The organism is Arthrobacter sp. PGP41, from assembly GCF_002953935.1.
GTDB lineage: Bacteria > Actinomycetota > Actinomycetes > Actinomycetales > Micrococcaceae > Arthrobacter.
This window is the reverse complement of the sequence record NZ_CP026514.1, coordinates 898,221-924,023: the sequence shown is the minus strand read 5'-3', so window position 1 is coordinate 924,023 and position 25,803 is coordinate 898,221. Positions and strand designations below refer to the sequence as shown.

Annotated in this window: 20 protein-coding genes; 11 read left to right on the top strand and 9 right to left on the bottom strand. The window is 66.4% G+C overall.

The features are described 5' to 3' along the window. Positions 1 to 9: 9 nt before the first annotated feature. Entirely contained in the window at positions 10 to 2,337 is a 2,328-nt protein-coding gene (locus C3B78_RS04275) for an FdhF/YdeP family oxidoreductase (RefSeq protein ID WP_104996960.1), read from the bottom strand. A gap of 222 nt (positions 2,338 to 2,559) precedes the next feature. Here C3B78_RS04275 and C3B78_RS04270 point away from each other — a divergent pair, with 222 nt between their 5' ends. From C3B78_RS04270 to C3B78_RS04260, 3 genes are all read left to right on the top strand, one after another. Then, positions 2,560 to 4,236: a RecQ family ATP-dependent DNA helicase gene (locus C3B78_RS04270; protein WP_104996959.1), complete on the top strand. Its 1,677-nt coding sequence runs from the start codon at positions 2,560 to 2,562 to the stop codon at positions 4,234 to 4,236. A gap of 41 nt (positions 4,237 to 4,277) precedes the next feature. Beyond that, positions 4,278 to 5,477 carry a TerC family protein gene (locus tag C3B78_RS04265; protein WP_104996958.1) on the top strand — a complete coding sequence of 400 codons (1,200 nt, stop codon included), beginning with the start codon at positions 4,278 to 4,280 and terminating at the stop codon, positions 5,475 to 5,477. 177 nt (positions 5,478 to 5,654) lie between these two features. Further along, entirely contained in the window at positions 5,655 to 9,272 is a 3,618-nt protein-coding gene (locus C3B78_RS04260; RefSeq protein WP_104996957.1) for a TM0106 family RecB-like putative nuclease, read from the top strand. Between the two features lie 26 nt (positions 9,273 to 9,298). Here the strand turns inward: C3B78_RS04260 and C3B78_RS04255 are convergent, their stop codons facing one another. From C3B78_RS04255 to C3B78_RS04245, 3 genes are all read right to left on the bottom strand, one after another. Next, on the bottom strand, positions 9,299 to 9,658 hold the full coding sequence (locus tag C3B78_RS04255; RefSeq protein WP_104996956.1) for an acylphosphatase: 360 nt from the start codon (positions 9,656 to 9,658) through the stop codon (positions 9,299 to 9,301). A 111-nt stretch (positions 9,659 to 9,769) separates the two neighbouring features. Then, on the bottom strand, positions 9,770 to 10,699 hold the full coding sequence (locus tag C3B78_RS04250; protein WP_104996955.1) for a pullulanase X25 domain-containing protein: 930 nt from the start codon (positions 10,697 to 10,699) through the stop codon (positions 9,770 to 9,772). Positions 10,700 to 10,955: 256 nt separating this feature from the next. After that, entirely contained in the window at positions 10,956 to 12,020 is a 1,065-nt protein-coding gene (locus C3B78_RS04245) for an adenosine deaminase (RefSeq protein WP_199775331.1), read from the bottom strand. Between the two features lie 48 nt (positions 12,021 to 12,068). On the opposite strand from C3B78_RS04245, the gene C3B78_RS04240 reads away from it, so the two are divergent. Together C3B78_RS04240 and C3B78_RS04235 are read left to right on the top strand one after the other, a co-directional pair. After that, complete coding sequence (locus C3B78_RS04240) at positions 12,069 to 14,645, top strand: excinuclease ABC subunit UvrA (RefSeq protein ID WP_104996954.1); 2,577 nt, start codon at positions 12,069 to 12,071, stop codon at positions 14,643 to 14,645. 171 nt (positions 14,646 to 14,816) lie between these two features. Continuing rightward, positions 14,817 to 15,452 (top strand): LysM peptidoglycan-binding domain-containing protein, encoded by a 636-nt coding sequence (locus C3B78_RS04235; RefSeq protein WP_104999632.1) that lies wholly within the window; start codon positions 14,817 to 14,819, stop codon positions 15,450 to 15,452. A gap of 181 nt (positions 15,453 to 15,633) precedes the next feature. On the opposite strand, the gene C3B78_RS04230 is transcribed toward C3B78_RS04235, so the two are convergent. Then, on the bottom strand, positions 15,634 to 16,224 hold the full coding sequence (locus C3B78_RS04230; protein ID WP_104996953.1) for a hypothetical protein: 591 nt from the start codon (positions 16,222 to 16,224) through the stop codon (positions 15,634 to 15,636). Between the two features lie 156 nt (positions 16,225 to 16,380). Between C3B78_RS04230 and C3B78_RS04225 the strand changes: the two genes are divergently transcribed. The 4 genes from C3B78_RS04225 (at position 16,381) to C3B78_RS04210 (ending at position 19,441) form a co-directional block, all read left to right on the top strand. Further along, the gene (locus C3B78_RS04225; protein ID WP_104996952.1) at positions 16,381 to 17,301 is read left to right on the top strand and encodes an MSMEG_6728 family protein; all 921 of its coding nucleotides are present in this window, start codon (positions 16,381 to 16,383) and stop codon (positions 17,299 to 17,301) included. Positions 17,302 to 17,304: 3 nt separating this feature from the next. Then, entirely contained in the window at positions 17,305 to 18,165 is an 861-nt protein-coding gene (locus tag C3B78_RS04220; RefSeq protein WP_104996951.1) for an SDR family oxidoreductase, read from the top strand. A 72-nt stretch (positions 18,166 to 18,237) separates the two neighbouring features. Further along, on the top strand, positions 18,238 to 18,633 hold the full coding sequence (locus C3B78_RS04215; protein ID WP_104996950.1) for a DUF1622 domain-containing protein: 396 nt from the start codon (positions 18,238 to 18,240) through the stop codon (positions 18,631 to 18,633). A gap of 106 nt (positions 18,634 to 18,739) precedes the next feature. Continuing rightward, positions 18,740 to 19,441 carry a YqjF family protein gene (locus C3B78_RS04210; RefSeq protein WP_104999631.1) on the top strand — a complete coding sequence of 234 codons (702 nt, stop codon included), beginning with the start codon at positions 18,740 to 18,742 and terminating at the stop codon, positions 19,439 to 19,441. Here the strand turns inward: C3B78_RS04210 and C3B78_RS04205 are convergent. Continuing rightward, on the bottom strand, positions 19,438 to 19,758 hold the full coding sequence (locus tag C3B78_RS04205; RefSeq protein ID WP_104996949.1) for a hypothetical protein: 321 nt from the start codon (positions 19,756 to 19,758) through the stop codon (positions 19,438 to 19,440). The genes C3B78_RS04210 and C3B78_RS04205 overlap by 4 nt on opposite strands. 103 nt (positions 19,759 to 19,861) lie before the next feature. On the opposite strand from C3B78_RS04205, the gene C3B78_RS04200 reads away from it, so the two are divergent. Beyond that, a complete protein-coding gene (locus C3B78_RS04200) occupies positions 19,862 to 20,659 on the top strand; it encodes a ZIP family metal transporter (RefSeq protein ID WP_104996948.1) in 798 nt (265 codons plus the stop codon). A gap of 15 nt (positions 20,660 to 20,674) precedes the next feature. Here the strand turns inward: C3B78_RS04200 and C3B78_RS04195 are convergent, their stop codons facing one another. Next, positions 20,675 to 23,086, bottom strand: coding sequence for a Tex family protein (locus tag C3B78_RS04195; protein WP_104996947.1), 2,412 nt, complete (start codon positions 23,084 to 23,086; stop codon positions 20,675 to 20,677). A gap of 132 nt (positions 23,087 to 23,218) precedes the next feature. Between C3B78_RS04195 and C3B78_RS04190 the strand changes: the two genes are divergently transcribed. Beyond that, positions 23,219 to 23,536, top strand: a complete 318-nt coding sequence (locus C3B78_RS04190; protein ID WP_104996946.1) for a hypothetical protein — start codon at positions 23,219 to 23,221, stop codon at positions 23,534 to 23,536. Positions 23,537 to 23,752: 216 nt separating this feature from the next. On the opposite strand, the gene C3B78_RS04185 is transcribed toward C3B78_RS04190, so the two are convergent. Together C3B78_RS04185 and C3B78_RS04180 are read right to left on the bottom strand one after the other, a co-directional pair. Next, positions 23,753 to 24,823 (bottom strand): alkene reductase, encoded by a 1,071-nt coding sequence (locus C3B78_RS04185; protein WP_104996945.1) that lies wholly within the window; start codon positions 24,821 to 24,823, stop codon positions 23,753 to 23,755. A gap of 122 nt (positions 24,824 to 24,945) precedes the next feature. Beyond that, positions 24,946 to 25,545: a hypothetical protein gene (locus C3B78_RS04180; protein ID WP_234005514.1), complete on the bottom strand. Its 600-nt coding sequence runs from the start codon at positions 25,543 to 25,545 to the stop codon at positions 24,946 to 24,948. Positions 25,546 to 25,803: the final 258 nt, after the last annotated feature.

Genomic DNA, 25,803 nt, shown 5'->3' with positions numbered 1-25,803 from the left:
CCCCGCGGCTTATCCCGCGGCCGTTGGCTCCTCACGGAAGGCGGCTACGGGCTCAAGACGGACGATCACTGCTTTGGAGACGGGCGTCTGGCTGCCCTCCGCCACGCTCTCCAGCGGCACCAGCACGTTGGCTTCCGGATAGTAGGCGGCAGCGCACCCGCGGGCTGACGGGTAGGACACCACCCGGTAGTTGCGGAGGACCCGCTCGGCGTTGTCCCCGTACACACCCCGCACGTCCACGTGCTGCCCGTCTTCAAGCCCCAGTTCGGCAAGGTCTTCCGGATTCACGAACACCACCTCGCGGCCCTTCTTGATGCCGCGGTAGCGGTCGTTGTGGCCGTAGATGGTGGTGTTGAACTGGTCGTGCGAGCGCATGCTCTGCAGGATCAGGGTGCCTGCCGGCCGCTCCACATGCTCGAGCTCGTTGACGGTCAGCATGGCCTTGCCGGTGGGGGTGTGGAACGTGCGGGAATCGCGGGGACCGTTCGGCAGGACGAAGCCGCCCTCCTGCCTGATCTTCCGGTTGTAGTCCTCGCAGCCCACCACCACGTGGGAGATGTGCTCGCGGATCAGGTCATAGTTCTCTTGGAAGCCCGCCCAGTCCGCCGCGATCCGGTCACCCAGCACCCGCTGTGCCAGCTGGCAGACGATGGCCACTTCCGAGAGCAGGCCGGGCGCCACGGGTTCCACCGTGCCGTGGGAGGCATGGACGGCGCAGACGGTGTCCTCCACGGACACGAACTGCGGGCCTGACGCCTGCCGGTCAATCTCGGTCCGCCCGAGCGTGGGCAGGATCAAGGCCTCGGCGCCCGTGACCGCGTGGGAGTGGTTGAGCTTCGTGGAAACCTGGACGGACAGTTCCGTGCCTTCCATCGCCGTCTCCGCGGCCCGGGTGTCCGACATGGCGCCCACGAAGTTGCCGCCCATGGCGATGAAAACCTTGATCCCGCCGTCGCGCATCTGCCGGATGGTCTCCACCGCATCCGCGCCGTGCGTCCGCGGCGGTTCGAAGCTGAATTCCTTGCCCAGGGCGTCCAGGAATGCCGGTGGCATCTGCTCCCAGATCCCCATGGTCCTGTCGCCCTGGACGTTGCTGTGTCCCCGGATGGGCGAGGCACCGGCGCCGGGCTTGCCGATGTTGCCGCGCAGCAGGAGCAGGTTGATGATCTCCTTGATGGTGGCAACGCCCTTCTTCTGCTGCGTGATGCCCATCGCCCAGGTGATGATCACCTTCTCCGCAGCGAGGTACCGGGCTGCGAGCTCGTCGATTTCCTCGGTCCGCAGGCCGGTGGCCTCAAGGACGGCGGCCTCGTCCAGTTCAGCAAGGTGCGCCCGGAGTTCCTCGAGGCCGTCGCAGTGTTCCTCGAGGAACTGGTGGTCCAGCACAGTCCCCGGATGAGCGGCCTCGGCATCGAGGACGCGCTTGGAGACGGCCTGCAGCAGCGCCATGTCGCCGCCGATCCGCACCTGCAGGAACTGGTCTGCCAGGTCCGTGCCGCGGCCGATGATCCCCTTCACCTTCTGCGGATTCTTGTAGCGCATCAGCCCGGCCTCGGGCAGCGGGTTGACCGCCACGATCCGGGCACCGGCCTCCTTCGCTTCTTCGAGGGCGGTGAGCATCCGGGGGTGGTTGGTGCCCGGGTTCTGGCCCATGATGATGATCAGCTCGGCCTTGGCGAAGTCGTCATAGGAAACCGTTGCTTTGCCGATGCCGATGGTCTGGCCCATTGCCCAGCCCGAGGACTCGTGGCACATGTTGGAGCAGTCCGGCAGGTTGTTGGTGCCGTACCCGCGGATGAAAAGCTGGTAGAGGAAGGCTGCCTCGTTCGAGGTCCGGCCGCTGGTGTAGAAGGCTGCCTGGTCGGGGCTGGGCAGCGACTTCAACTTGTCCGCAATGATCCCGAACGCTTCGTCCCAGCCCACGGGCCGGTAGTGGTCTTCGCCTGCAGGCTTGTACACAGGCTCCGTCAGGCGCCCCTGCATGCCCAGCCAGTACTCGGACCGTTCCCGCAGCTCGCTGACCGGATGCTCCGCCCAGAATTCGGACCCGATCACCACCGGGGTGGCTTCCCAGGTCACTGCCTTGGCGCCGTTCTCGCAGAATTCGAACGTTTTGCGGTGGCCAGGGTCCGGCCAGGCACAGCTCATGCAGTCGAATCCGTCCTTCTGGTTCAGCGCCAGCAGGGTCTTCCGCGACCGGTCCAGGCCCATGTGCTTGAGGGCCGGCTGCATGGAATGGTAGACGCCGGGCACGCCGGCAGCCCAGGTTTTCGGGTGGCCGCTGACTTCAATCTCAGACTCGTCAGCCTCTTCGACTTCGGGATTCTTGCGCGTCACTGCTGGTTCTCCTCGCGTTCGGCCGGTACCTGCCACCCTCCGCATGTTCGGGGGTCCGGGCCCTTTCCACACTTGTTCAGGGAAACCGGGAAGTCAAGGAAAACGGCTTCCTGTCCATGACACCGCCGCGAACAATTGACGACGGCGGCTTCCGGGCCGCGATAGGCTGGTCACCTCGGCTGAAGCAAGCGGCTGCGGAAACCACTCTGCGGAGCGCCTTTTATGTCAGACGATCTTGCCCTCTCCGCCCTCGCGGCGTCCTCCTTTTCCCTGTCCCACCTGCGGGACGGCCAGCTGGCAGGCATGGCCGCGCTGGCCGCCGGCCGTGACGTCCTTGCGGTAATGCCCACCGGCTACGGAAAGTCTGCGATCTACCAGGTCGCTGCCCTGTTCCTCCACAACAAAACCCGGCGGCCCGCCGTCGTGGTCTCCCCGCTCATCGCCCTGCAGGAGGACCAGCTCGACGCGCTGGCCGGGGACCTGGGGGCGGGCGCCGCCGTCGCCGTCAATTCGTCCCGCAGCGATTCGGAGGTGGAGGCCGCGTGGCAGGCGGTGGAAACCGGCAAGGCCGCGTTCCTGTTCCTCGCCCCGGAGCAATTGGCCAAGCAGAAGACGGTGGACCGCATCGCCGCCCTGGACATCTCGCTGTTCGTGGTGGACGAGGCCCACTGCGTCTCCTCCTGGGGCCACGATTTCCGCCCCGACTACCTCGGACTGGGCAGCGTCCGCGAACGGCTGGGCAATCCTCCCGTTGCAGCACTCACCGCCACCGCCTCGTCCCCGGTCCGGGACGAGATCGAGGAGCGGCTGCGCATGAAGGACCCGCTGGTCCTGGTGCACGGCTTCGACCGGCCCAACATCGGCCTGGACGTCGTCCGGCACCATGAGGACAAGGGCAAGCGCCAGGCCGTGGTGGAACAGGTGGCGGCGATGGCCCGGGAGGGGCAGGGCCTCCTCTACGCCGCCACCCGCAAAGATACCGAAAAGTACGCCGCCAGGCTGGGCAAGGAGGGGCTGCGCGCGGAGGCGTACCACGCCGGGCGTTCCGCGGCGGAACGCGAGCGCATTCACGAACAGTTCCTGGACGACCAGCTGGACATGGTGGTGGCCACCACCGCCTTCGGCATGGGAATCGACAAACCCAATGTGCGCTTCGTGGTCCACGCGGACATTCCCGAGTCGCTGGATTCCTACTATCAGGAAATTGGCCGGGCCGGGCGTGACGGTGAGCCGGCTGCGGCCGTGCTGCACTACCGCTCAGAGGATCTGGGCCTGCGGAAGTTCTTCGCAACTCACTCCCCCGATCCCGAGGCGCTCCTGGCCCTGTTGAAGGTCCTCAAGTCAGCGGGCGCGCCTGCCCCCAGGTCTTCCCTTGCCGAACTCACGGGTTTATCGGCCCGCCGCATCACCTCGCTGGTGAACCAGCTGGAGGAAACCGGCGCTGTCACGTCCGGCAGGCGCGGCGTCCGGCTCGTCTCCACGGAGAAGCTGCCCGCCCTGGTGGGTGGCGCCGTCGAACTCGCCGAAGCCCGGCAGCGCGTGGACCAGTCCCGGCTCACCATGATGCGCGGCTACGCCGAGACGGACAGCTGCCGGCGGCAGTTCCTGCTGGCCTACTTTGGCGAGCACCTGCCGGAACCGTGCGGCAACTGCGACGCGTGCGCCGATGCTGCGGCCAAGGAGCCGGCCCTTCATTCAGCGGACGACGGCGGCAGGGCTTTCGGCGATCAGGCGGAGGAACGGTTCCCGCTCCAGTCCGCCGTGGTCCATAAGGAGTGGGGTCCGGGGCTGGTGATGCGGCACGAGGATGACGTGATGACCGTCCTGTTTGAACAGGAAGGCTACAAGACCCTCTCGCGGACCGCTGTAGTGGAACACGAACTTCTGAAGCCAGCATAGGTAGGTAGGCTGGGAAGAGACCCGAACGAAAGGCCCGCCACGTGGAAGTACCTTCTTATGTCTGGACCCTGACCGTCATTGGGATCGTGGGCCTGCTGGTCTTCGACTTCTTCTTTCATGTCCGCAAGGCACACACTCCCTCGCTTAGGGAATCGGCCATCTGGTCAGCCCTGTACGTGGGAATCGCGCTGCTTTTCGGGCTCGGCGTGCTGCTGCTCGGCGGACCCACCATGGGCACCGAATACTTTGCCGGGTACATCACGGAGAAGGCGCTGTCCGTGGACAACCTCTTCGTGTTCCTCATCATCATGGCCAGCTTCCGGGTGCCCCGCGCGGACCAGCAGAAGGTGCTGCTCTTCGGCATCGTCTTTTCGCTCATCGCCCGCACGGCATTCATTTTCCTCGGCGCGGCCCTGATCAACAGCTTCGCGTGGGTGTTCTACATCTTCGGGCTGATCCTGCTCATCACCGCCGGCAACCTCCTCAGGCCGGACAGCCACGACGACGACTCCGAAGGCCTGGTGGTCCGGCTGGCCAAGAAGTTCCTGCCGGCGTCGGAACACTACGACGGCGACAAGCTCTTCACCGTGCAGGACGGCAAGCGGGTCCTCACCCCGATGCTCCTGGTGATGGTGGCGATCGGCGGCACGGACATCCTGTTTGCGCTGGACTCCATCCCGGCAATTTTCGGCCTGACCCAGAACGTGTTCATCGTGTTCACGGCCACGGCGTTCTCCCTGATGGGCCTGCGGCAGCTGTTCTTCCTGATCGACGGCCTGCTGGACCGCCTGATCTTCCTTTCCTACGGCCTGGCCGTCATCCTGGGGTTCATCGGCGTGAAGCTCATCCTGCATGCCCTGCATGAGAACACCCTGCCGTTCATCAACGACGGCCAGCACGTGAATGTGGTGGAGGTCAGCACGGAGGTGTCCCTGAGCGTGATCCTGGGTGTCCTGGTGGTCACCGTGCTGGCATCCATCTTCAGCCCCAAGGGCAAGGCCAAGAACGCCGTTTCCGGTGCGCGGCGGCATGCCGTTGAATACCTGGACCTCAACTACGAGACGGACATGAACGAGCGGGACAAGATCTTCGCCGCAATGTGCCGCGAGGAGGACCAGATCCGCAAGCTCCCGGAGAAGTACAAGCGCCTCATCCGGAACGAGCCCGAGTTCATGGACCTGCTGCGTTCCGCCCATGCCGAGCATGACAAAGCCCAGGTGCGGGCGGCCGCGGAGGGCTGACCCGCCCACCCAACTAGGTAGCGCCAAGTGTCGTTTTGGGGGCTCAAAACGACACTTGGCGCTACCCAGTTTCGGGGCCCGGCTGTTTGTCGGTGCCTCTTGCTAGCTTTGATTCTGGGCCACGGGACTTCTCCTCCGGCCCGCCGATGATAGCCCGGCTGTCGATGGGGAGGCCCCGTGTTCCTGCTTGAAGCTGCTGCCGCTGGCGCGCCGCCGGACCTGGTGTTTTCCGCCAGCGACCTTGTGGCTGCCAGCGAGTGCGAGTACCGCATGCTCCGGGTCCTGGACGAGAAGCTGGGCCGCTCCCCCAAGGCCGTCTTCCCCGCAGACGAGATGCAGGTCCGCGCCGGCGAACTGGGCGACCGGCATGAGCAAACCGTCCTTGCCAGCCTGGTTGCCAAGTACGGCGAATGGGATTCCAGCCGGGGTGCGGGCGTGTACTGCCTTGACCGTGGCCAGAACGTGCGCGGGGAACTGAAGGCCAAGCATGCGGAAACAGAGCTCGCCCTGCGGTCCGGGGCGGACGTGGTGTTCCAGGCCACGTTCTTTGACGGGGAGTTCCTGGGTTACGCAGACTTCCTGGTCAACGAAGCCGCGGGCACCGGAGACCCCGGCCGCTACGAGGTCTGGGACACGAAACTCGCCCGGCACGCCAAGGCGGGCGCCCTGCTCCAGCTCGCCGCCTACGGGGACCAACTGCTGGGGATGGGCATTGAGCCCTCACCGGTGGTCACGCTGGTGCTGGGCACGCGCATAGGTGAAGACTGGCTCCGCAGCAGCCACTCCCTGCCGGACCTGCTGCCTGTTTTCCGTGAACGGCGGCGCCGTTTCCGCGAACTGGTTACGCACCACAGGGAGGCTGACGCCACGGTGCAGTGGCAGCAGCCGGGAATCGCCCACTGCGGCCGGTGCGATTACTGCGCCGAGCAGGTGCAGCTGCACCGGGACCTGCTGATGGTGGCAGGAATGTCTGTGGTGCAGCGAAAGAAACTGCACGCCGCCCGCATCACCACCATCGACGAACTCGCGGCAATGCCTGCCGGGGACGCCCGGAATTCCGTGGCCCGGCTCCGGTCGCAGGCGCGGATGCAGCTGGGGCTGGACGCCGCCGCCGGCTCCCGGACGTTCATCAAGGACGGCCAGCCCCATACGGTCGCGTTCACTGTCCTGCCCGGAAGCACCATCGGGTCGCTCCCGCCGCCCAGCCCCGGGGACATCTTCTTCGATTTCGAGGGTGACCCCCTCTGGCAGGATCCCGCCACCGGAGCCTGGGGCATCGAGTACCTGTTCGGAGTGGTCGAGGCGCCGGCTCCAGACCATCACGGGGACCCGGTGTTCCGTCCGTTCTGGGCGCACTCCAGGTCCGGGGAGCGCCGCGCCTTCCTGGATTTCCTTGCCTACGTAGAGGAACGCCGGGCACGGTATCCGGACATGCACGTCTACCACTACGCGGCGTACGAAAAAACGGCGCTCCGCAACCTCTCGCTGGCGCACCAGGCCGGGGAGGAGACGGTGGACAAGTGGCTCCGGGAAGGGCTGCTGGTTGATCTTTACGCCACCGTCCGGCATTCGCTGCGCATTTCCGAGCCCTCCTACTCCATCAAGAAACTCGAACCGCTCTATATGGGCAGCAACCTGCGCTCGGGGGACGTGAAGGACGCCGGTGCCTCCGTGGTGGCCTACGCCGCGTACTGCGCGGCCCGCGATGCCGGGAATATGGCGGAAGCGGACAAGGTCCTCGCGTCCATCTCGGACTACAACCAGTACGACTGCCTGTCCACGCTCCGGCTCAGGGATTGGCTGCGGGAGGTGGGGGCGCAGGCCACCGCGCCCGCAGCATCCCCGGACCGCCGGGGTCCAGCCGAGCGCCAGCAAGCGCCGGAACAGCGGGCTGCCCCCGGGGAAAGTCCAGCGGAGGCCCGGCTGTGCGAGTACCTGGCAGACCTCCCGGACAACCGCTCCTGGACAGATGACGAACGCGCCATCGCGATGGTGGCCGCCGCCACCGGCTACCACCGCCGCGAGCGCAAGCAGTTCTGGTGGCAGCACTTCGACCGCGTGGAAGCACCGCTCGAGACCTGGGCGGACCAACGGAACGTGTTCGTGGTGTCCTCGGCCGAGGTCGTCTCCGACTGGGCGCTGGCCAAACCCCGGGAGCGTATGCGGACCCGGGTGCTCCGGCTCAGCGGCACCATGACCGAGGGGTCGGACTTCCGGGCAGACTCCACCTGGTGCCGGCTCTACGATGCACCGCCCCCGGAGGGCATGGCCGCGCCGGACGCTGCTCCCGGTGCACGCGCCTACTCCTTCGGGACCAGGATCAGCGAGCTGGCTCCGGCCCCTGACAACCCGGAGCACACCATCATCACCATCGCGGAGCGCGAGTCGGGGAAGGTTGCCGCCTACCCGCACCTGCCCGTGGCCCTTACCGAGGACCAGCCGCTGGCCACCGCGAGCATCGAAGCTGCGATCGCGGAGATCGCCGCCGCCGCCGTTGGCGCGTCCGTGCCATCGCTGCCCGCCCAACCCGGGCTGGACATCCTGCGCAAGCAGCCGCCGCGGTTCAGAAGCCTGGACGGACCGGTGGTCGTGCCCCATGGCACCGATGGCGCCGCGGACTACGCTGCGGCGATCACGGCGTCACTCCTGGACCTTCAGCGCTCCTACCTCGCCGTGCAGGGCCCGCCGGGCACTGGAAAGACGTACGTCGGCGCCCACGTCATCGGCCGGCTGGTGAATGAGGGCTGGAAAATCGGCGTAGTGGGCCAGTCGCACAACGTGGTGGAGAACCTGCTCTGCCGCGCCATTGCCGCCGGCGGCGTTGATCCGGCGGCGGTTACCAAGAAGCTGGCGGCCCCGCACGACGTTCCTTGGAAGTCCAGGGGCGAGGGCGACGTCGCCCGACTGCTCGCATCCTCCGGCGGCTGCCTTGTGGGCGGAACGGCCTGGACCATGACCGGCAAGGAGGTCCCGGCCGGCTCCCTGGACCTGCTGGTGATCGATGAAGCCGGGCAGTTCTCGCTGGCCAACACCCTCGCTGTTTCCCGGGCCGCCAAGCGGCTGCTCCTGCTCGGCGATCCGCAGCAGCTGCCACAAGTCACCCAGGGCGCGCACCCCGAGCCCGTGGATGAGTCCGCACTGGGGTGGCTGGCCGCAGGCCACGCCACCCTGCCTGCCAGCCTTGGCTACTTCCTGGCCGACAGCTGGCGGATGCACCCGGAACTGTGCCGCGCAGTTTCCGGGCTCAGCTACGAAGGAAAGCTGAAGTCCGCCCCGGCAGCCTCGCAGCGGAAACTCGAGGAGCTGCCGCCCGGCGTCGAAACTGTGTTCGTGGAGCACACCGGCAACACCACAGCGTCCAGGGAAGAGGCTGCGGAGGTGGTCCGTCAGGCGCGGCGGCACCTTGGCCTGAAATGGAAACCGGGGGCGGAGAGCGAGCCGCGGCCCCTCGACCAGCAGGACCTGCTGGTGGTGGCCGCCTACAACGCCCAGGTCCACCTGGTCCGGAAAGCCCTGGAGGAAGCCGGGCTGCCGGATGTCCGGGTGGGAACCGTGGACAAGTTCCAGGGCCAGGAAGCACCCGTTGTGATCGTATCCATGGCATGCTCCGCCGTGGCCGAGGCACCGCGGGGAGCTGAGTTCCTGCTCAACAGGAACCGGATCAATGTGGCCGTGTCACGCGGGCAATGGCGGGCCGTGATCATCCGCTCCCCCGAGCTCACCAGCTACGCGCCGCACAAGCCCGCAGCGCTGGAGGAGCTGGGTGCCTTCATTGGGCTCAGCCCGCGGGATTGAGCCAAGCGGGTCAGGAGCCGTAAAGCTCAGCGCGCCCTGAACCCGCGGAAGCCACCCTCGGCCGCGGAGATGGAGTCCTCCACGCGCTCCACACGCCCGGGGGTGCGCCCGGAATTCAGCCAGGTGCGGAGTTCGTTGATTTTCCCCTGGGGTCCTTCGGCGACCAGGCCCACCGAGCCATCGGCGAGGTTCTTCACCTCGCCGATGAGGCCGAGCTCTTCGGCTTGGCCCCTGGTCCAGTAGCGGAAGCCAACACCCTGAACCACGCCGAAAACCCGGGCAGTCAGCCGCACCGCACCCGCGTCGGATGACGCGGCTCCCTCGGATGGCGGGGCGCCGTCAGAAGGATCGGGCACCTCGGATGACGGACCTGCGTGCCTGGCCAAGGTGCCTCCCCTCCGTCAGTGCCGTCCCCTCCCAACTAGGTAGCAGTAAGTGTCGTTTTGAGCGTCCAAAACGACACTTGGCGCTACCTAGTTGGGCAGGCGGACGGACACTTAGTTGATGGTGATGTCGCGGGTGCTGTGGTTGTAGCGGATGGTGACCGGGCCGCCGGCGTGGTGCAGTTCGTGGTTGGGGCCGTCGAACGCGCCGAACGCGCCGTAGTTCTCTTCCCAGGACCGGTTGAGGGCGATCTTGAAGGTGTAGAAACCGGCGGGCAGGTCGGCGTTCTTCTTCCAGAGCTGGTCCAGGAAGTCGAACTCCATCTGGGCTTCGTCGTACTGCGGTGCCCAGTTCTCCGGGGCGCCCAGGATCGTGTTGAAGTCGCCCGCTACAGCCACGGCTTCGGGCTGCGGGTGCGTCTCAACGTCCGCGTCCTCGAACGGCTCCGCTGCCACGGGTACGGCGGTTTCAGTGGCCTTGGCCGGCGCCTTGCGCGTGCGCACGGCTTTGACAACGGGCTCGACGGCGTCCTCGATCACCTTGGCTGCCTTGCCCACGGCGGCGGCGGCCTTCTTTGCCGGGGTCTTCTTTGCAGGAGCCTTCTTGGCGTCGGCGGCCACGGCTGCCGGCGCTGCCGTTTCGGGAACCGCGGTGGTCCTGCGCACGAAGCCCTCGGGAGCAGTGGGAACCTGGACCTCGGCAGGCACTGGAGCGCCGGCGTCGAGCGCGGTGGCAAAGGACACTGCGTCCGGGAAGGCAACCGTGGCGCGCATGCCTTCGTCAGTGATGGTCCAGCCGGACCGGCCCTTGACCAGCCAGCCGGCCTTGACCAGCTTTGCGGTGGCTGAGGTGAGCGTCTTGTGCCCGCGGGGAATTCCGCCGCTGAGCAGTTCAGCTTCGTGCTCGTTGAACGGCACGCGTGCCGTAGCCTCCGCGAGGACCTGCCCCGCGTTCAGTGCATCGCCGGACCACACGCCTTCGGTCAGGACATCCAGCACGGTCTTGAGGCGAAGGAAGGTGTTTTCTGCGGTGGACTTGGCCATGATTCCCCTTTATAAATGCGATCGGTCTTAGGCATCTTGCCAACTGCCGGTTAATTCGCGCGACTTGAAATGGTTAACACTGCGTGTCGTGACCGACTATTAAGCGGACGTCCCCACAAAATGAGGCTGAGGTCTCGGGAAACGGGCTGACTGCACAACCCTTGAGCGCTGACATGGGTGCGACATTGCACTTCCCCAGACACGCCTGCGGCACCCATATTAGCGGGATTAATCAGCGGCTGTTGCCTGGGACACGTTAAGCGCCCGCCACTTCGCCGCCGTTGAGTTCCTCCAGCAGTTCCGCCTTCCGTTCCTCGGAAGCGAAGGACGAATGGATCGAGTTCGCGGCCAGCCGGGCCTTGTCGAAATCGGAGAGCTCAAACACCGCCCCCAGCTGGGCGAAGTTGTCGTCCACATAGCCGCCAAAGTACGCAGGGTCGTCCGAGTTGACGGACACGTTCAGCCCCGCCGCGAGCATTGCGGGCAGCGGATGGTCGGCAAGGGTGTCCACGGCCCTGAGCCTGACGTTGGACAGCGGGCAGACGGTGAGCGGAATCCGCGCATCCACCAGGCGTTCCACCAGGTCCGGATCCTCCATGCAGCGGATGCCGTGGTCAATGCGTTCCACGCCCAGGATGTCCAGGGCTTCGATGATGTACGACGGCGGCCCCTCCTCGCCGGCGTGCGCCGTCAGCCGCAGGCCTGCTTCGCGTGCCTTGTCATAGAGCCGCTCGAATTTCGACGGCGGATTGCCCACCTCGGCGGAATCCAGGCCGACGGCGGAAATGGGTGCGTCCATGGCCAGCAAGCTGTCCAGCACTTCCAGTGCCGACTCCTCGGAAAGATCACGCAGGAACGCAGCGATCAGCAGGGTTGAAATCCCAAAGTCCTCCTGCGACGTTGCCAGTACGGACGCCACACCGTTGACGCAGGTCTGCAGGGAAATCCCGCGTGTGAGGTGGGCCTGCGGGTCCATCATGATCTCGGCGTGCCGCACCCCGGCTGCAGCTGCGCGCTCCAGGTAGGTCCGGGTCATGTCCGCGAAATCCTGCTCTGTCTGCAGCACAGCCATGTTGGCGTAGTACAGGTCAAGGAAGGACTGCAGGTCCGTGAACTCGTACCTTTCCCGGAGCTCGTCCAGGCCTGCGTACGGCAGGGTGATGCCGTTTCTCTCTGCGAGTGCGAAGATCAGCTCGGGCTGGAGGGTTCCCTCGATGTGAAGGTGCAGCTCCGCCACCGGGAGGAGCCTGGCCGGCACGTCAAGCCCAGCTTCGTCCGGTTCTGTATCAGGCACGGCAGTGCCGTCCGCAAAGTTATCCATCGGGTCAGGATAATGCCCGGGGCCCGAATCGCCACTAGAGTCGAACCAATGCAGAACGCTAAGCACGCTGATGACCTGCAGTACCCCGCTCCTTCACCTTCCGCCGACGGTTTTGTCCGCGTCCGCGGAGCCCGCGAAAACAATCTCCGCAACGTGGATGTGGATGTCCCGCGCGACGCGATCGTGGCGTTCACCGGCGTCTCAGGCTCGGGCAAGTCCTCGCTGGCGTTCGGCACCATCTACGCCGAGGCGCAGCGGCGCTACTTCGAGTCCGTGGCTCCGTACGCGCGCCGCCTCATCCAGCAGGGGCACAATCCGAAGGTGGAGCTGATCAGCGGACTGCCTCCCGCCGTCGCGCTTCAGCAGCGCCGCGGCGCACCCAGCAGCCGGTCCACCGTGGGAACAGTCACCACGCTCTCCAACTCCCTGCGCATGCTTTTCTCCCGGGCCGGCACCTACCCGGCAGGCTCCACCCAGCTGGACTCGGACACCTTCTCCCCCAACACCGCCGCCGGCGCCTGCCGGGAATGCCACGGCCTGGGCACCGCGCACACGGTGACAGAGTCCTCGCTGGTCCCGGACCCGTCACTCAGCATCCGGGACGGCGCCATCGCGGCGTGGCCCGGCGCCTGGCAGGGGAAGAACCTGCGGGACATCCTCACCCACCTGGGCTACGACGTCGACGTCCCCTGGCGCAAGCTGCCCAGGAAACACCGCGACTGGATCCTTTTCACGGAGGAGCAGCCGGTGGTGGAGGTGACTCCGCAGCGTGACCGGGTGGCCAAACCGTACAAGGGACGGTTCTGGAGCGCCCGGAGCTATGTGCTCCATACGCTGGCTGATTCGCAGAGCGCCTCGATGCGTGAACGCGTGCTTGCCTACATGGAGTCCGGGCCGTGCCTCCGCTGTTCCGGGACGGGGCTGGTGCCGGAGGCCCTGGCCGTCACGTTTGCGGGCAGGACCATCGCGGAACTCAACAGGCTTCCGATGGCGGAGCTCGCCGAGGTTGTCCGTCCCACCGCTGCATTGGACGACGCCGGCACGGCGTCCCGCAGGCAGCTTTCCGGGGAGTCCAACGAGGTGGCGGTGGCCATCACCCGGGACCTGCTGCAGCGCATCACGGTCCTGCTGGACCTCGGGCTGGGCTACCTGGCGCTCGGCCGGGCCACCCCCACCCTTTCGCCCGGCGAGATGCAGCGGCTCAGGATCGCCACGCAGCTGAGGTCGGGCCTGTTCGGTGTGATCTACGTGCTGGATGAACCCTCCGCCGGCCTTCATCCGGCAGACGCCGAGCCGCTGCTGGAAGTGCTGGAGCAGCTGAAAGCGTCCGGCAACTCGGTATTCGTGGTGGAACACAACATGGACGTGGTCCGCAGGGCCGACTGGCTGGTGGACGTGGGCCCGCGCGCCGGCGAAGGCGGCGGCGAAGTGCTCTACAGCGGACCTGTCGACGGCCTCGCCGGGATCGAGGCGTCAGTCACCAGGCCGTTCCTGTTCGACGACGGCGGCTCTGTCCCGCACGGCTGTTCCAGTTCCGGCGGGGCCAGGGAGCCGCAGGAGTGGCTGGAACTGACGGACATCAGCCTGCACAACCTGCGCGGACTGGATGCAGAGTTCCCCTTGGGCGTGCTGACAGCCGTCACCGGTGTTTCAGGCTCCGGTAAATCCACTCTTGTGGGCAAAGTCCTGGGCGAGGTGGTCGCCTCTGCGCTCAAGAGCCCGGTGGAGCAGGAGGACCCCGCGGAGACCCTGGAGCTGGGAAACGTTCGGGGCAACCACCGCATCGACCGGCTCGTGACCGTGGACCAGAAGCCCATCGGCAGGACCCCGCGTTCCAACCTGGCCACCTACACCGGACTTTTCGACGCCGTCCGCAAGGAATTCGCGGCCACCGGGCAGGCCAAGGCGCGCGGTTTCGGCGCCGGCAGGTTCTCTTTCAACGTGGCTGGCGGGCGCTGCGAAACCTGCCAGGGCGAAGGGTTTGTGGCCGTCGAACTACTCTTCCTACCCGGCAGCTACGGCCCCTGCCCGGAGTGCGAGGGATCCCGCTACAACCCCGCAACACTTGAGGTGCGGTACCGGGGCCTGAATATCGCCGAGGTTCTGGCCATGACGGTGGATGTCGCCTCCGAATTCCTGGCCGGCATCCCTGCTGCCGCGAGGAGCCTCAAGAGCCTGCGGGACGTGGGTCTCGGCTATTTGCGGCTGGGGCAGCCCGCCACCGAACTCTCCGGCGGCGAGGCGCAGCGCATCAAGCTCGCCACCGAGCTGCAACGGGCGCAGCGCGGCCACAGCCTCTACCTCCTCGATGAACCGACCACCGGGCTGCATCCGGCCGATGTGCAGCTCCTGATGGCCCAGCTCCACGGCCTGGTGGACGCCGGCAACTCGGTGGTGGTGGTCGAGCACGACATGGCAGTGGTGGCGGGGGCAGACTGGGTCATTGACCTTGGGCCGTCAGGAGGGGACAAGGGCGGGCAGATCATGGCAGCCGGGACGCCCGCCGCCGTCGCAAATTCCACCCGCAGCCGCACCGCTTCCTATCTGGCCGCTGCGCTCGGCCAGGCAACCACCAGCCAACACCCAGGAAAATCTCGATTTGATAACGCCCGGGTGATGTCCTAGCGTGAAACGCATGCCCGCTGCTCGCGGGCGAAGGAATGCCCGGTGCTGCCTCCACCACAACTGCCCAGCAGGCAGCCACCGAAATTGACCTCTATTCGTCAGGGGCGGGCAGTGGCGCGATGATCTCCGGGGACGGAACCAGCGCAGGTGGCCTTCAGGAGCATCACCATCATGAAAAACACCAAATTCCGTACTGCCGCGCGCCGCGGAGCCACTGTAGCCGCCATCTCCGTGGCAGGCCTGGCGATCTCAGCCACGGCGGCCAACGCCACCACCAGCACGTCCACCTGGGACGCGCTGGCACAGTGTGAGAGCGGCGGCAACTGGGCCACCAACACCGGGAACGGCTACTCCGGCGGACTGCAGTTCAGCCCCACCACCTGGGCTGCCTACGGAGGCACCGGCTCAGCCGCGGACGCCAGCCGGGAGCAGCAGATCGCCGTAGCCGAGCAGGTCCAGGCCTCACAGGGCTGGGGCGCCTGGCCGTCCTGCGCCGCGCAGCTGGGCCTGAGCGGCGGCGCCACCGGAGCCGTCCAGGCAGCGCCGGTCCAGAGCGCTCCGGTCCAGGCCGCGCAAACCGCTCCGGTCCAAAGCGCACCCGTTGCCCAGGCGCCGGCGGCAAAGCATGCCACAACAGTGGCCCTCAGCGGCGAGACCTACACGCTGCAGGCCGGTGACACCCTGAGCATCGTGGCCCAGAAGCTTGGCGTGGAGGGCGGCTGGCAGCACCTGGCCGACGCCAACACGGACACCATTTCTGATCCCAACCTTGTTTTCGAGGGTCAGGTCATCCAGCTCCCCGCGTAGTGGCTGCACAGGCCCTGCGGCTTGTCACAGCCGGGGCCAGCCACGGCGGGGCGCCAGCCCCAGCGGCACCACCGACAGGTCGGCGATAGACAAATTCCGTTGACCAAAAACGACGCCGGCACGCCCCCACAAGGGACGTGCCGGCGTCGTTCTTTAATCCCTACAGGCACCGCCTGGCGGGTCAGCTTGCTGCCGGCAGCTCCCGCACGATGCGCACCTTCCAGGCGGAGTCGTCGCTGGTGTCCAGCAGGGCGACGGTGCCGTGGGCAAGGTTGAGGGCGACGCGCTTTGCGGCGAGCAGTTCCAGGTAGAGGTGCTCGTTCATCCGCGCAGGGGTGTCGATCATGTATTTCACGGCGTCGCGCACCTTGCGGTAGTTGGCGCTGCGCTCGCGGTGCATGTGCAGCTCCAGGGCGGAGCGCTGCTTGAGCCGCGGCTCATGGCGGTTGAGCCATGAAACAGCCGCGTGTACGGCCACCACGAGGGTGAGCGACACGGCGTAGATCCACCAGCCGCTGGAGAGCAGGAACAGCGGCAGGTTCCCGATGGCTACAATGGCGATCACTACGCGGAGGGCGGCGATCCGGCGCATTGTCCGGGCGACTGCAGCCATGCCGTCGCGGAAGCGGTGCTGTTCCTTGCGCGCCGCGGCAGGATCGATGGTGAACTCGTCAAGGACCAGGATGCCCTTTGCTTCCGGGCTTAGCATTTGCCCGTAGCGGGGCACGAAGGCCGGGGCGGTTCCGGTGGTTTTTTCAACTGTTGATGTCATGAGTGAGCTTCCAAAACGCTGGGGTGGTTGCGGTGATCTTAGTGCCTGGAGGCCACTGGCGTATGCATGCGTCCACGATGTGAACATCCAGGACATCCCCATGTGGCCCGTGGCACTGCAATTGGCACATCCGCCAGGTGCCGTCAGACTGAAGAGATGCAAACCTTCCTTCCGTACCCCGATTTCCGGCAGAGCGCCGCCGCCCTGGACACCGCCAGGCTGGGCAAGCAGCGCGTCGAGGCGCTGCAGACGCTTCGATCCCTGGTGCTTCCGGGCTACGGCTGGCAGACCCACCCGGCCATCCGCATGTGGATGGGCTACGTGCCGGCCCTCACCCTGTACGGCCTGGCAATGGTGGACGAGTGGACCAAGCGCGGCCACCCCGACAACACCCGGGCGAACATCACCGAGTTCGCACCGCAGGCCGCGCACCCGGACTATGCGGCGAAGATTCCGATGCCGCCGTGGCTTGGGGATGCTGATTTCCACCTCAGCCACCGCTCCAAGCTGGTGCGCAAGGAACCGAAGTTCTACAGCTCAGTGTTCACCGATGCAATCCCCGAGATGGACTACATCTGGCCGGAGCCCAAGCATGAGTTCCTGCCGCAGGAGCCCGAGGGCGACATTCTGTGGATCCTCCGTTCACCGCACCACGACGTCGACCCCCAGACGCTGAACACGGTGGCGCTTCCGCCGGTGAGCCGGAGCTCCGCGGCCGCAGCGGCGGCCGTTCTTGGCGACGATGACTACTCACCTGTCTTCCTCGACGACGGATCCCGCCGTCCTTCCCGGCAGCCCCGGAAGGCGCCGCCCAGGCAGCTGGTCAAGAAGCCAACCCGCAAACGCCTCGCACAGGAGGAAGCGTTCTCGACGCTGCCGGGCAAAACCCCGGTGGCCGTTCCGTTCGAGCACGGCGCGAAGTTCGCGGTGGGACAGGTGATGGGCCGGCCCATCACGCTGGAGGACGGCAGGTTCGGCAGGAACTTCACTGTTACTGAAATCATTGACCGCTCCGCTTTTGCCTACCCGGCCCTTCTCCAGGACCCGCGAGTCTTCTTCCCGGTTGAGGCGCCGTAAGGCATGACCATCCTTTTAGCCGGCTGCGGTGACTTGGGGACTGAGGCCGGGATGCGTTTCCACGCCCTTGGCCACCGGGTCGTCGGCTGGCGCCGTTCCCCTGCCAAACTGCCGGCGGCCATCGAAGGTGCAGCCGCGGACCTGAGCGCGCCCAACCTGCCGCCAGTCCCGGCGGACACCACCGCCGTCGTCATAGCGGTAGCTGCCGACTCGCCGACGGAGGAGGCCTACCGGGCCGCCTACATGGACGGTCTCACCCATGTGCTTGATGCCTTGGAACGCGACGGCGTCAGGCCCCGGCGGGTGCTCTTCGTTTCCTCCACGGCGGTTTACGGCGATGCCGGGGGCGGCTGGGTGGATGAAAATACGCCTCCCCGCCCGGGCGGGTTTTCCGGCCGCGTCCTGCTGGAAGCGGAGCAGCTGCTGCAGGCAACATTCAGCGGAACGGCAACCACTGCGACGTCCCTCCGGCTGGGCGGCATCTACGGACCTGGCCGCACCCGCCTGATCGACCAAGTCCGCGGCGGCACCGCCGTCGTCCCGGAAGATGCCAGGTACACCAACCGCATCCATCGCGACGACGCCGCTGCCGCCATCGTGCACCTGGCCACCATGCCTCCAGAACCGGCCCCCGTTTATGTCGGCGTGGACAACGACCCCGCCGATCTTGGGACGGTGCTGCGCTTCCTCGCCGCGGAGCTGGGGCTTGAGGAGCCACCCGTGGGTGATGCCGGGCTCGCACGGGGCGGCAACAAGCGCTGCCGCAACGAACTGCTGCGCAGCACGGGGTTCCAATTCGCGTTCCCCTCGTTCCGGGAGGGCTACCGGGACATCCTCGCCGGCAATGGGGTACGCCACCCATAGGTTGCGGCCGCACAGCGGAGCCAGCGTTTAGGCTGGCAGCTTGGGCCTCGGGCATATAGGAAGGCGTAACCCATGGATTTTCGGCACATCATTGAAACGGTCGGCGAGTTCGTCGATTTTGCGGGGGTGGCCGTGATGGTGATCGGGGCCCTCATCTCCATCCCGCTCGCGCTTCGCGGCCACCAGCCCCGCAAACTGCCCGCCGGCGCCGAAAAGCTGACGTTGTACCGCTCCTACCGTCAGCTGCTGGGCAGGTCCATCCTCCTGGGACTTGAGCTGCTGGTGGCCGCAGACATCATCCGCACCGTCGCCGTCACCCCAACCTTCGAAAGTGTCGGCGTTCTCGCCGTCATCGTGCTGATCCGGACGTTCCTCAGTTTCTCGCTGGAGCTGGAAATCACCGGGCGCTGGCCGTGGCAGAAGGAGTCCCGGGAGTCCGGCGACCCCGCGGGCGCCCCCGCAGGCTAAGCGCCGCGTGACGGCCGGCCGCCTCCGGTAGGCTTCGCACGTGGACACCCACCCAACAGCCGCAGGTCTCTGGCCCGCCCCGCCTGAGCTGCCACCGCCCCGCATCATGGACCAGCAGTGGGCCGACGCCATATTCCTTCATTGGCGCATCCCGGAAAACGTCGCAGCCCGTTTTATGCCCCCTGGAGTGCAACCGGACCTCTTCGACGGCAGTTCATGGGTGGGGCTTATCGGTTTCCGCATGGAGAACGCCGGAATCGGACGCGGCCCCGGGATCCCGTACCTGGGCAGCTTCAATGAGGTCAACGTGCGCCTCTACTCGCGGGAACCCGACGGAACCCGGGGCGTGGTTTTCCTGAGCTTGGACGCGGACCGGCTGCCCGTGGTTGTGGCGGCCCGGGCAGCGGGAATTCCCTATGTGTGGTCGCGGATCCGCTATTCCCAGATGAGGCCGCCGGGCAATGAAGCATTCGGATTTTCGGTCAGGCGCTTCAGGCAAGGGGCACGGAGCAGCTTCGCCGTCGAACCCCGGTCCGGTGCCGCAGTCGACGACCCGTTATCCATCTTTCTGACGGCGAGGTTCGGCATGCACGGTGCATTCCGCAGGCGGAGCATCTACATTCCCAACACCCATGAACCATGGCCTCTGCGCCGCGCCAGTCTGCACCATGTGCAGGATGAACTGATTGCCTCAGCGGGTATCGGGGTGAGCGGGCCGCCTGAATCGGTCCTGTTTTCGCCTGGCGTGCGGACCCAGTTCGGACGGCCGAGGCTGATGGGGAGCCCCCGCCACCCTGCGGTTGCCTAGGCGTCCTGCCAGCCCCGGCCCTCGCTGAACGTGGCCACGAGCGTCCCAACTCCGGCCTGAAGGGAACTGGACGGGTCAAAGTAGAGGGAACCTTCAGAGGCCCGGCTGTGCAGGATCAACTGCTCAGCCTCAAGCTTCGCTTCGGGAACGGTGGCAGCGATGATGCCGGTCCTGGCCGGCAGTTCCGGGGTGTGGACCACTTCAGCATCGGTCTCCGACAACGGAATAGTGGTCCCGGGGTTGATCTCATCATGGGGAAACTCAAACTCGGCTTCGTCGGGCGCGGCGGGAATCGTGTACTCCAGGAAATAAGTCATGAAGCAACCTTTGCAGAAACCACCTGCCGCCGAAAGTCGGCCGGGGCCGGAGCCATTCCACACGTGTCTTCCCACGTCAACGGACCGCTCCTATACTTGCCGGATGATGATGTCGCTGTGGTTTGGCGTCATAGCATCCAGCGCTCTCGTCCTGGGTGCGTTCATCGGCGTACGGTTCGAACTTCCCAAACGGCTCCTTGCCATGCTCCTGGCCTTCGCGGCCGGATCGCTCATCACTGCCCTGGCTTTCGAACTGTTCCAGGACGCCTACGAACGCGGCGGCATCCTCCGCGCAGCCATTGGTTTGATGCTGGGTGCCGTCGTCTTCACGGTTCTGAGCGCTTTGCTGGACCGGTGGGCACAGGCCGGAGACCAGAAGCAGGCCAAGGCGGCGGACGAGTTCCAGGGCAGCGCCAAACTGGATACCGACGCTGCGGCGAGCGACAAACGCCCAACCTCTGCCTCGACGGGCGGAGCGGCAGGCCTGGCATTGCTGGCGGCCGTCACCTTGGACGGCGTCCCGGAAAACCTTGCCCTCGGAATCTCTTTGGGAGAAGGAACGGGCGGCCTGGCGCTGCTGGCCGCCATCTTTGTATCGAACTTCCCTGAAGCCCTGGTAGGTTCAGCTTCGATGCGGAGCCAGGGCCGGTCTGCAGGCAGCATCATCGGGCTGTGGGTGTCATGTGCCGTTCTGCTGGTCATCGCCGTCGTTATCGGAGCCGGCCCCCTGTCCGGTACCGATCCCGAGGCAATATCAATACCGCTGGCATTTGCTGCCGGCGCGGTGATCGCATCCCTGGCGGACACCCTGATGCCGGAAGCCTACGAACACGGCGGCCCCGCGGTGGCCCTCAGTACTGCCGCAGGATTTGTCCTGGCGTTCATACTCTCGCTCGCCTGAAGGTGCAGGAAACGGCTACTTGTCCAGGCCGGCCTTCCGCAGCGCCTCAGCCATGGCCGTGTTGACAGGGGCTTCCTTCCTGGCGGCAGCCGGCGCCGCGGATGAACGGGCTGGCGACGGCATGTTCCGTGCCGGAGTGCCGCCCTTCTCCCTGCCGCGTTCCCGGGGTCGTGAACTGTTGCCGGCGCGTCCTGAGCCCGGCCCGCCAACGGAGGGTTCGTCGTCGAGCCTCAAGGTCAGCGAAATCCGTTTCCGGTCAGGATCCGCTTCCAGCACCTTCACCCGGACCACCTGGCCGGACTTAACCACTTCCCGCGGATCGGAAACAAAACGGTTCGCCATCGCCGAGACGTGGACCAAACCATCCTGGTGGACGCCCACATCCACGAATGCGCCGAACGCAGCGACGTTGGTCACCGTTCCTTCCAGCACCATCCCGGGCTTGAGGTCGGAGATCTTCTCGATTCCCTCGGAAAAGGTGGCTGCCGCAAACGCCGGACGCGGGTCCCGGCCCGGCTTGTCCAGCTCGGACAGGATGTCCTGCACCGTGGGCAGGCCCAACGCATCGTCCACGAAGTCCCGCGGGTCCAGGGAGGAGGCCGGCGTGGAACCGGCCGCAGCCAGGATCTTCCGCGCCACGGCATAGGACTCCGGATGCACACTGGATGCGTCCAGCGGCTCCGCTCCCCCGGTGATCCGGAGGAAGCCGGCGCACTGCTCGAACGCCTTGGCGCCGAGCCGCGGCACCTTTTTCAGGTCCGTGCGCTTGGCGAAGGGCCCGTGTTCGTTCCGGTAAGCCACGATGTTCTCGCTCAGCAAGGGCCCGACGCCGGCCACGCGGCTGAGCAGCGCGGGCGAGGCAGTGTTGACGTCCACGCCCACGGCGTTCACGCAGTCCTCCACCACGGCGTCCAGGCTACGGTCCAGTTTCGAGGCTGTCACGTCGTGCTGGTACTGGCCCACACCGATGGATTTCGGATCGATCTTTACCAGCTCTGCGAGCGGGTCCTGGAGACGGCGGGCAATGGAGACCGCACCGCGAAGGGACACGTCCATCCCCGGCAGTTCGGCAGCTGCCAGGGCCGACGCCGAATAGACGGACGCGCCGGCTTCGGACACCACCAGCTTCTGCGGCTTCCGGTCCACTTCCGGCAGCCGCTTGATCAGCTCGGCCGCGAGTTTGTCAGTCTCCCGCGACGCCGTGCCGTTGCCAATGGCGATGAGTTCGACGGCGTGCTGGCGCGCCAGCCGCACCAGGGTTGCCAATGCTTCGTCCCACTTCCGGGCGGGAGCATGCGGGTAGACGGTGTCCGTGGCCACCACCTTGCCGGTGCCGTCCACCACAGCCACTTTGACGCCGGTGCGGAGCCCCGGGTCCAGGCCGAGGGTGGCCCGGTTCCCTGCGGGCGCGGCCAGCAGTACGTCGCGCAGGTTGGCGGCGAAGACCCGGACGGCCTCGTCCTCGGCGGCAGCGAACAGTTTGCCGCGGAGATCCGCCGTCAGACGGGACAGCAGACGTGACCGCCATGCCACCTGCGCGGTCTGGACCAGCCACTGGTCGGCGGGACGGCCACGGTCGGCGACCCCGAGGCACCTGGCCACCGCGGCCTCGTACCGCGAGCGCGCGGCGGCAAGGCCGTCGTCGTCCGTTGGATCCGCCTCGGCGAGGTCCAGCTCAAGGACGCCGTCCTTCTCGCCGCGGAGCAATGCGAGGACGCGGTGGGAAGGCATCCCGGCGGGCGCCTGGGCGAACTCGAAGTAGTCGGCGAATTTCTGGCCGTCGGTTTCCTTCCCCTTCTTCACGCGGGACACCATGCGGCCTTGCGTCCACAGCCGCTCGCGCAAGGTGGCCGCGAGGTCAGGGTCCTGCGCCACCCTCTCAACCAGGATGGCGCGCGCCCCGGCGAGCGCCGCAGCGGGGTCGGTGATGGCGTGCTCGGCGTTGAGGTACTTGGCGGCCTCGCGTTCCGGGTCCAGGTCAGGCCGCTTGAGCAGGGCATCCGCCAGGGGCTCCAGGCCCGCCTCCCGCGCAATCTGTGCCTTCGTCCGCCGCTTGGACTTGAACGGCAGGTAGATGTCTTCAAGCCGGGACTTCGTGTCCGCGGCAAGGATGGCCTTCGCCAGTTCAGGAGTCAGCTGCCCCTGCGCTTCGATCGCATCGAGCACCGAACGACGGCGGTCTGCTAGTTCGCGGAGGTAGCGGAGCCGTTCGTCGAGCTCGCGGAGCTGGGTATCGTCCAGCGTCCCCGTGGCCTCTTTGCGGTACCGGGCGATGAACGGCACGGTGGATCCGCCGTCGAGCAGTTCAACAGCGGCCTTCACCTGCCAGGCCTTGACACCCAGCTCTGCGGCTATCTGCGAGTAGATGGCATCGTCCGGTTTCGTGGACGGGGACGGAGCGGAGGGGGCCTGCGGCAGTTGAGTCACCAGAACATCTTGCCTTACGGGCTTGCCCCGCTCCACTGCCCGGCGCGGCGGCCGTCTGCTCGCACGGGCCGGCTAAGGTATTCCGCTCCCGCCCGCAAAGTGCTGTAGTGGAGATGCCGTCACAGACGCCCAATGCTCGAGGAAGAGGCCACCATGCGGGAACTGCTTATCGTCTTTCAGGAGGGGTTCGAGGAGGCCAACATCACTGTGACGGTGAACGGCAAACAGGCAAGACGGGACCTCGGTGTGTCCACCAATCCGATTTTGGGCATTGCCAACGAGGTGTCCGTGGAGCTGCCGGCGAAGGGCGCACAGGTGGGCGTTGAGGTGACCAACCGGGGGTTGAAGGCGATCACAAAGGTCAGCGGCAAGCCGAAAAGCGTGCTGGTTTCAATCGAGGACGGCCGGCTGGTGATGAGGGAAGGGACCGGCCGGGAGGCTGTGCTTTAGCGGCATGCGCTTGCCGAAAACCAGGCCTAGCAAAAGTCCATTCGCTGGAGTAGCATCTGATCACCGCCGGCATCCCTGAGGACCCGGCGGGCCAAGTTAACAGTCTGAGCCGGAGGCCGTCGGATGGCCCTCGGCGCCAGCTGCCGGGACAGCACACCGCGCAGCCAGCGACGGCGGCACCCAATGCCGGGTGCCGCCGTCGTCGTTAATCCCGTCCTAGTTCTGGTAGGCCGGGTAGTCCGTGTATCCCCGGGCGCCGTCGGCGTAGAACGTGGACGGGTCCGGCTCGTTCAGCGGGAGGCTTTCCTTCCAGCGGCGGGCAAGGTCCGGGTTGGCGATGGCGGGACGGCCCACCACCACGGCGTCAGCGAGGCCGTCTGCCACCAGGGACGTGGCCTCATCACGGGTGGTGATCACGCCGAATCCGGTGTTCACCAGGAAGGCCCCGCCAAAGCGGGCACGGAGATCCTGCACCAGTTCCCCTGACGGCTCGTGGTGCAGGATGCTCAGGTATGCAAGGTTGAGCGGGGCGATGCTGTCCACGAGCACCTCGTACGTGGCACGGACGTCCGCGGCATCAGTTTCGGCAATGCCCTGCACGTTGTGCTCCGGGGAGATGCGGATGCCAACGCGGTTGGCGCCAACGGCGGCCACCACGGCGTTGACGGTTTCGATGACGAACCGGGCACGGTTCTCGGGCGAGCCGCCGTAGCTGTCGTCGCGAACGTTGGAGTTGGGCGCCAGGAATTCGTGCAGCAGGTAGCCGTTGGCTGAGTGCAGTTCGACGCCGTCGAACCCGGCCTCGATGGCGTTGAGCGACGCGTTCACGAACTCCTGGATCACCATGGGCAGCTCATCCGTGGTGAGCGCATGCGGCACCGGGTAGGGCTGCTTGCCAAGCGGGGTGCGGACTTCGCCTTCGATGGCGACGGCGCTGGGAGCCACCAGCGCAAGGCCGCCGGTGATGTCCGGGTGCGAGACGCGGCCGCCGTGCATGATCTGGGCGAACATGCGGCCGCCTTCGGCGTGGACGGCGTCGGTGACCTTCTTCCAGCCGGCAACCTGTTCTTCGGTGACGATGCCCGGCTGGCCGGCGTAGGAGCGGCCGGCCGGTGCGGGGAACGTTCCTTCGCTGACGATGAGGCCAAGGGACGCGCGCTGGCGGTAATGCTCGACGACGAGCGGGCCGGGGACGCCTTCCTCACCTGCGCGGAGCCGCGTCAAAGGCGCCATGACCAGCCGGTTGGGGAGTTCAAGTTCGCCGAGGGTGAGAGGGGAAAACAGCATGTGCAGTTCCTTTCGAAGGCTGAAGACGTACTGTCCTTGCCAACCGGGAAGCATCTGCTGCTATTCCGGCTGCGATGGGAATCACAGCGGGTTCGCAGGCAAACCCTGGCCTTGTTGGGGCCCTACCGAGGCGCACCGGGGCAGCCCTGGCCGTGGGGATTCGCGTTGCAGTCGTCGGCGTAGTTCCGGGTGAGCGAGCGCCACACGCTGATGGTCTGGGGAGCAGCGCTGAACTGGCCCTGGCCGGGAATCGGCAGGGCCGGCCCGGCGTTGACCGAGTACGTTCCCTGGAAGGTGGTGGTCAGCACCACTTGGAAGTCACCCGTGGCGCCGTAGGCGTGACTCGTCCGGGTCTTCTCGCCCCAGCGGTCCTGCGGCAGGGGTCCGCCCATTGACGGCTGGGGACCGAACACGGTGCCGTCCCCGTAATTCCAGGTGTACTGGACCGGGGTGGCGACGATGTGCACCTGCTGCCCGAACATGGTGACGTCGAACTGCTGTTCAGCTGCCTCCGCGTAGAAGTTGGTTTCGGCACCCCTCAAGGTGTGGGGACTCGGTTGGGCCACCACGGTCCCGGCGTTGACCGGAAGGCTCTGGAACTGCCGCTGGATGTCGGCGGCGATCTGTTCCAAGGCGTCAACGGGCTTCTGGTCATAAATGCATGTTGGGCCGGCGAAGAACGAATAGACATCGAGGGCCTTCAACGACCGGTACCAATTCACAGTCCGCCCATTTTCCCCGTCGGTACATTGGACATCCGGGCCGCTGCAGTTGGACCCGTCCAGGGTTGGATCGGTTCGGCAGACATGCTTGAAGCGGTATTTGAAAGGGTCTGTGGGAATGCCAATCGGTACAGTCGTCCAACCCTTGCTGGCCGGATCTTGGTACCACCCCGAGGCTGCCGCACCGTTGCCCTCCCAGCCAGTCCCGATCGACGGTGAACTCGCCGTGTCCGCCCATGCTCCGGCAATTGGAAGCCA

Coding starts and splice junctions, on each gene's coding strand:
- C3B78_RS04270 (WP_104996959.1), top strand. CDS start 2,560: ATGTCAGACGATCTTGCCCTCTCCGCCCTCGCGGCGTCCTCCTTTTCC.
- C3B78_RS04250 (WP_104996955.1), bottom strand. CDS start 10,699: ATGGCCAAGTCCACCGCAGAAAACACCTTCCTTCGCCTCAAGACCGTG.
- C3B78_RS04245 (WP_199775331.1), bottom strand. CDS start 12,020: ATGGATAACTTTGCGGACGGCACTGCCGTGCCTGATACAGAACCGGAC.
- C3B78_RS04240 (WP_104996954.1), top strand. CDS start 12,069: ATGCAGAACGCTAAGCACGCTGATGACCTGCAGTACCCCGCTCCTTCA.
- C3B78_RS04235 (WP_104999632.1), top strand. CDS start 14,817: ATGAAAAACACCAAATTCCGTACTGCCGCGCGCCGCGGAGCCACTGTA.
- C3B78_RS04230 (WP_104996953.1), bottom strand. CDS start 16,224: ATGACATCAACAGTTGAAAAAACCACCGGAACCGCCCCGGCCTTCGTG.
- C3B78_RS04225 (WP_104996952.1), top strand. CDS start 16,381: ATGCAAACCTTCCTTCCGTACCCCGATTTCCGGCAGAGCGCCGCCGCC.
- C3B78_RS04220 (WP_104996951.1), top strand. CDS start 17,305: ATGACCATCCTTTTAGCCGGCTGCGGTGACTTGGGGACTGAGGCCGGG.
- C3B78_RS04215 (WP_104996950.1), top strand. CDS start 18,238: ATGGATTTTCGGCACATCATTGAAACGGTCGGCGAGTTCGTCGATTTT.
- C3B78_RS04210 (WP_104999631.1), top strand. CDS start 18,740: ATGGACCAGCAGTGGGCCGACGCCATATTCCTTCATTGGCGCATCCCG.
- C3B78_RS04205 (WP_104996949.1), bottom strand. CDS start 19,758: ATGACTTATTTCCTGGAGTACACGATTCCCGCCGCGCCCGACGAAGCC.
- C3B78_RS04200 (WP_104996948.1), top strand. CDS start 19,862: ATGATGATGTCGCTGTGGTTTGGCGTCATAGCATCCAGCGCTCTCGTC.
- C3B78_RS04190 (WP_104996946.1), top strand. CDS start 23,219: ATGCTCGAGGAAGAGGCCACCATGCGGGAACTGCTTATCGTCTTTCAG.
- C3B78_RS04185 (WP_104996945.1), bottom strand. CDS start 24,823: ATGCTGTTTTCCCCTCTCACCCTCGGCGAACTTGAACTCCCCAACCGG.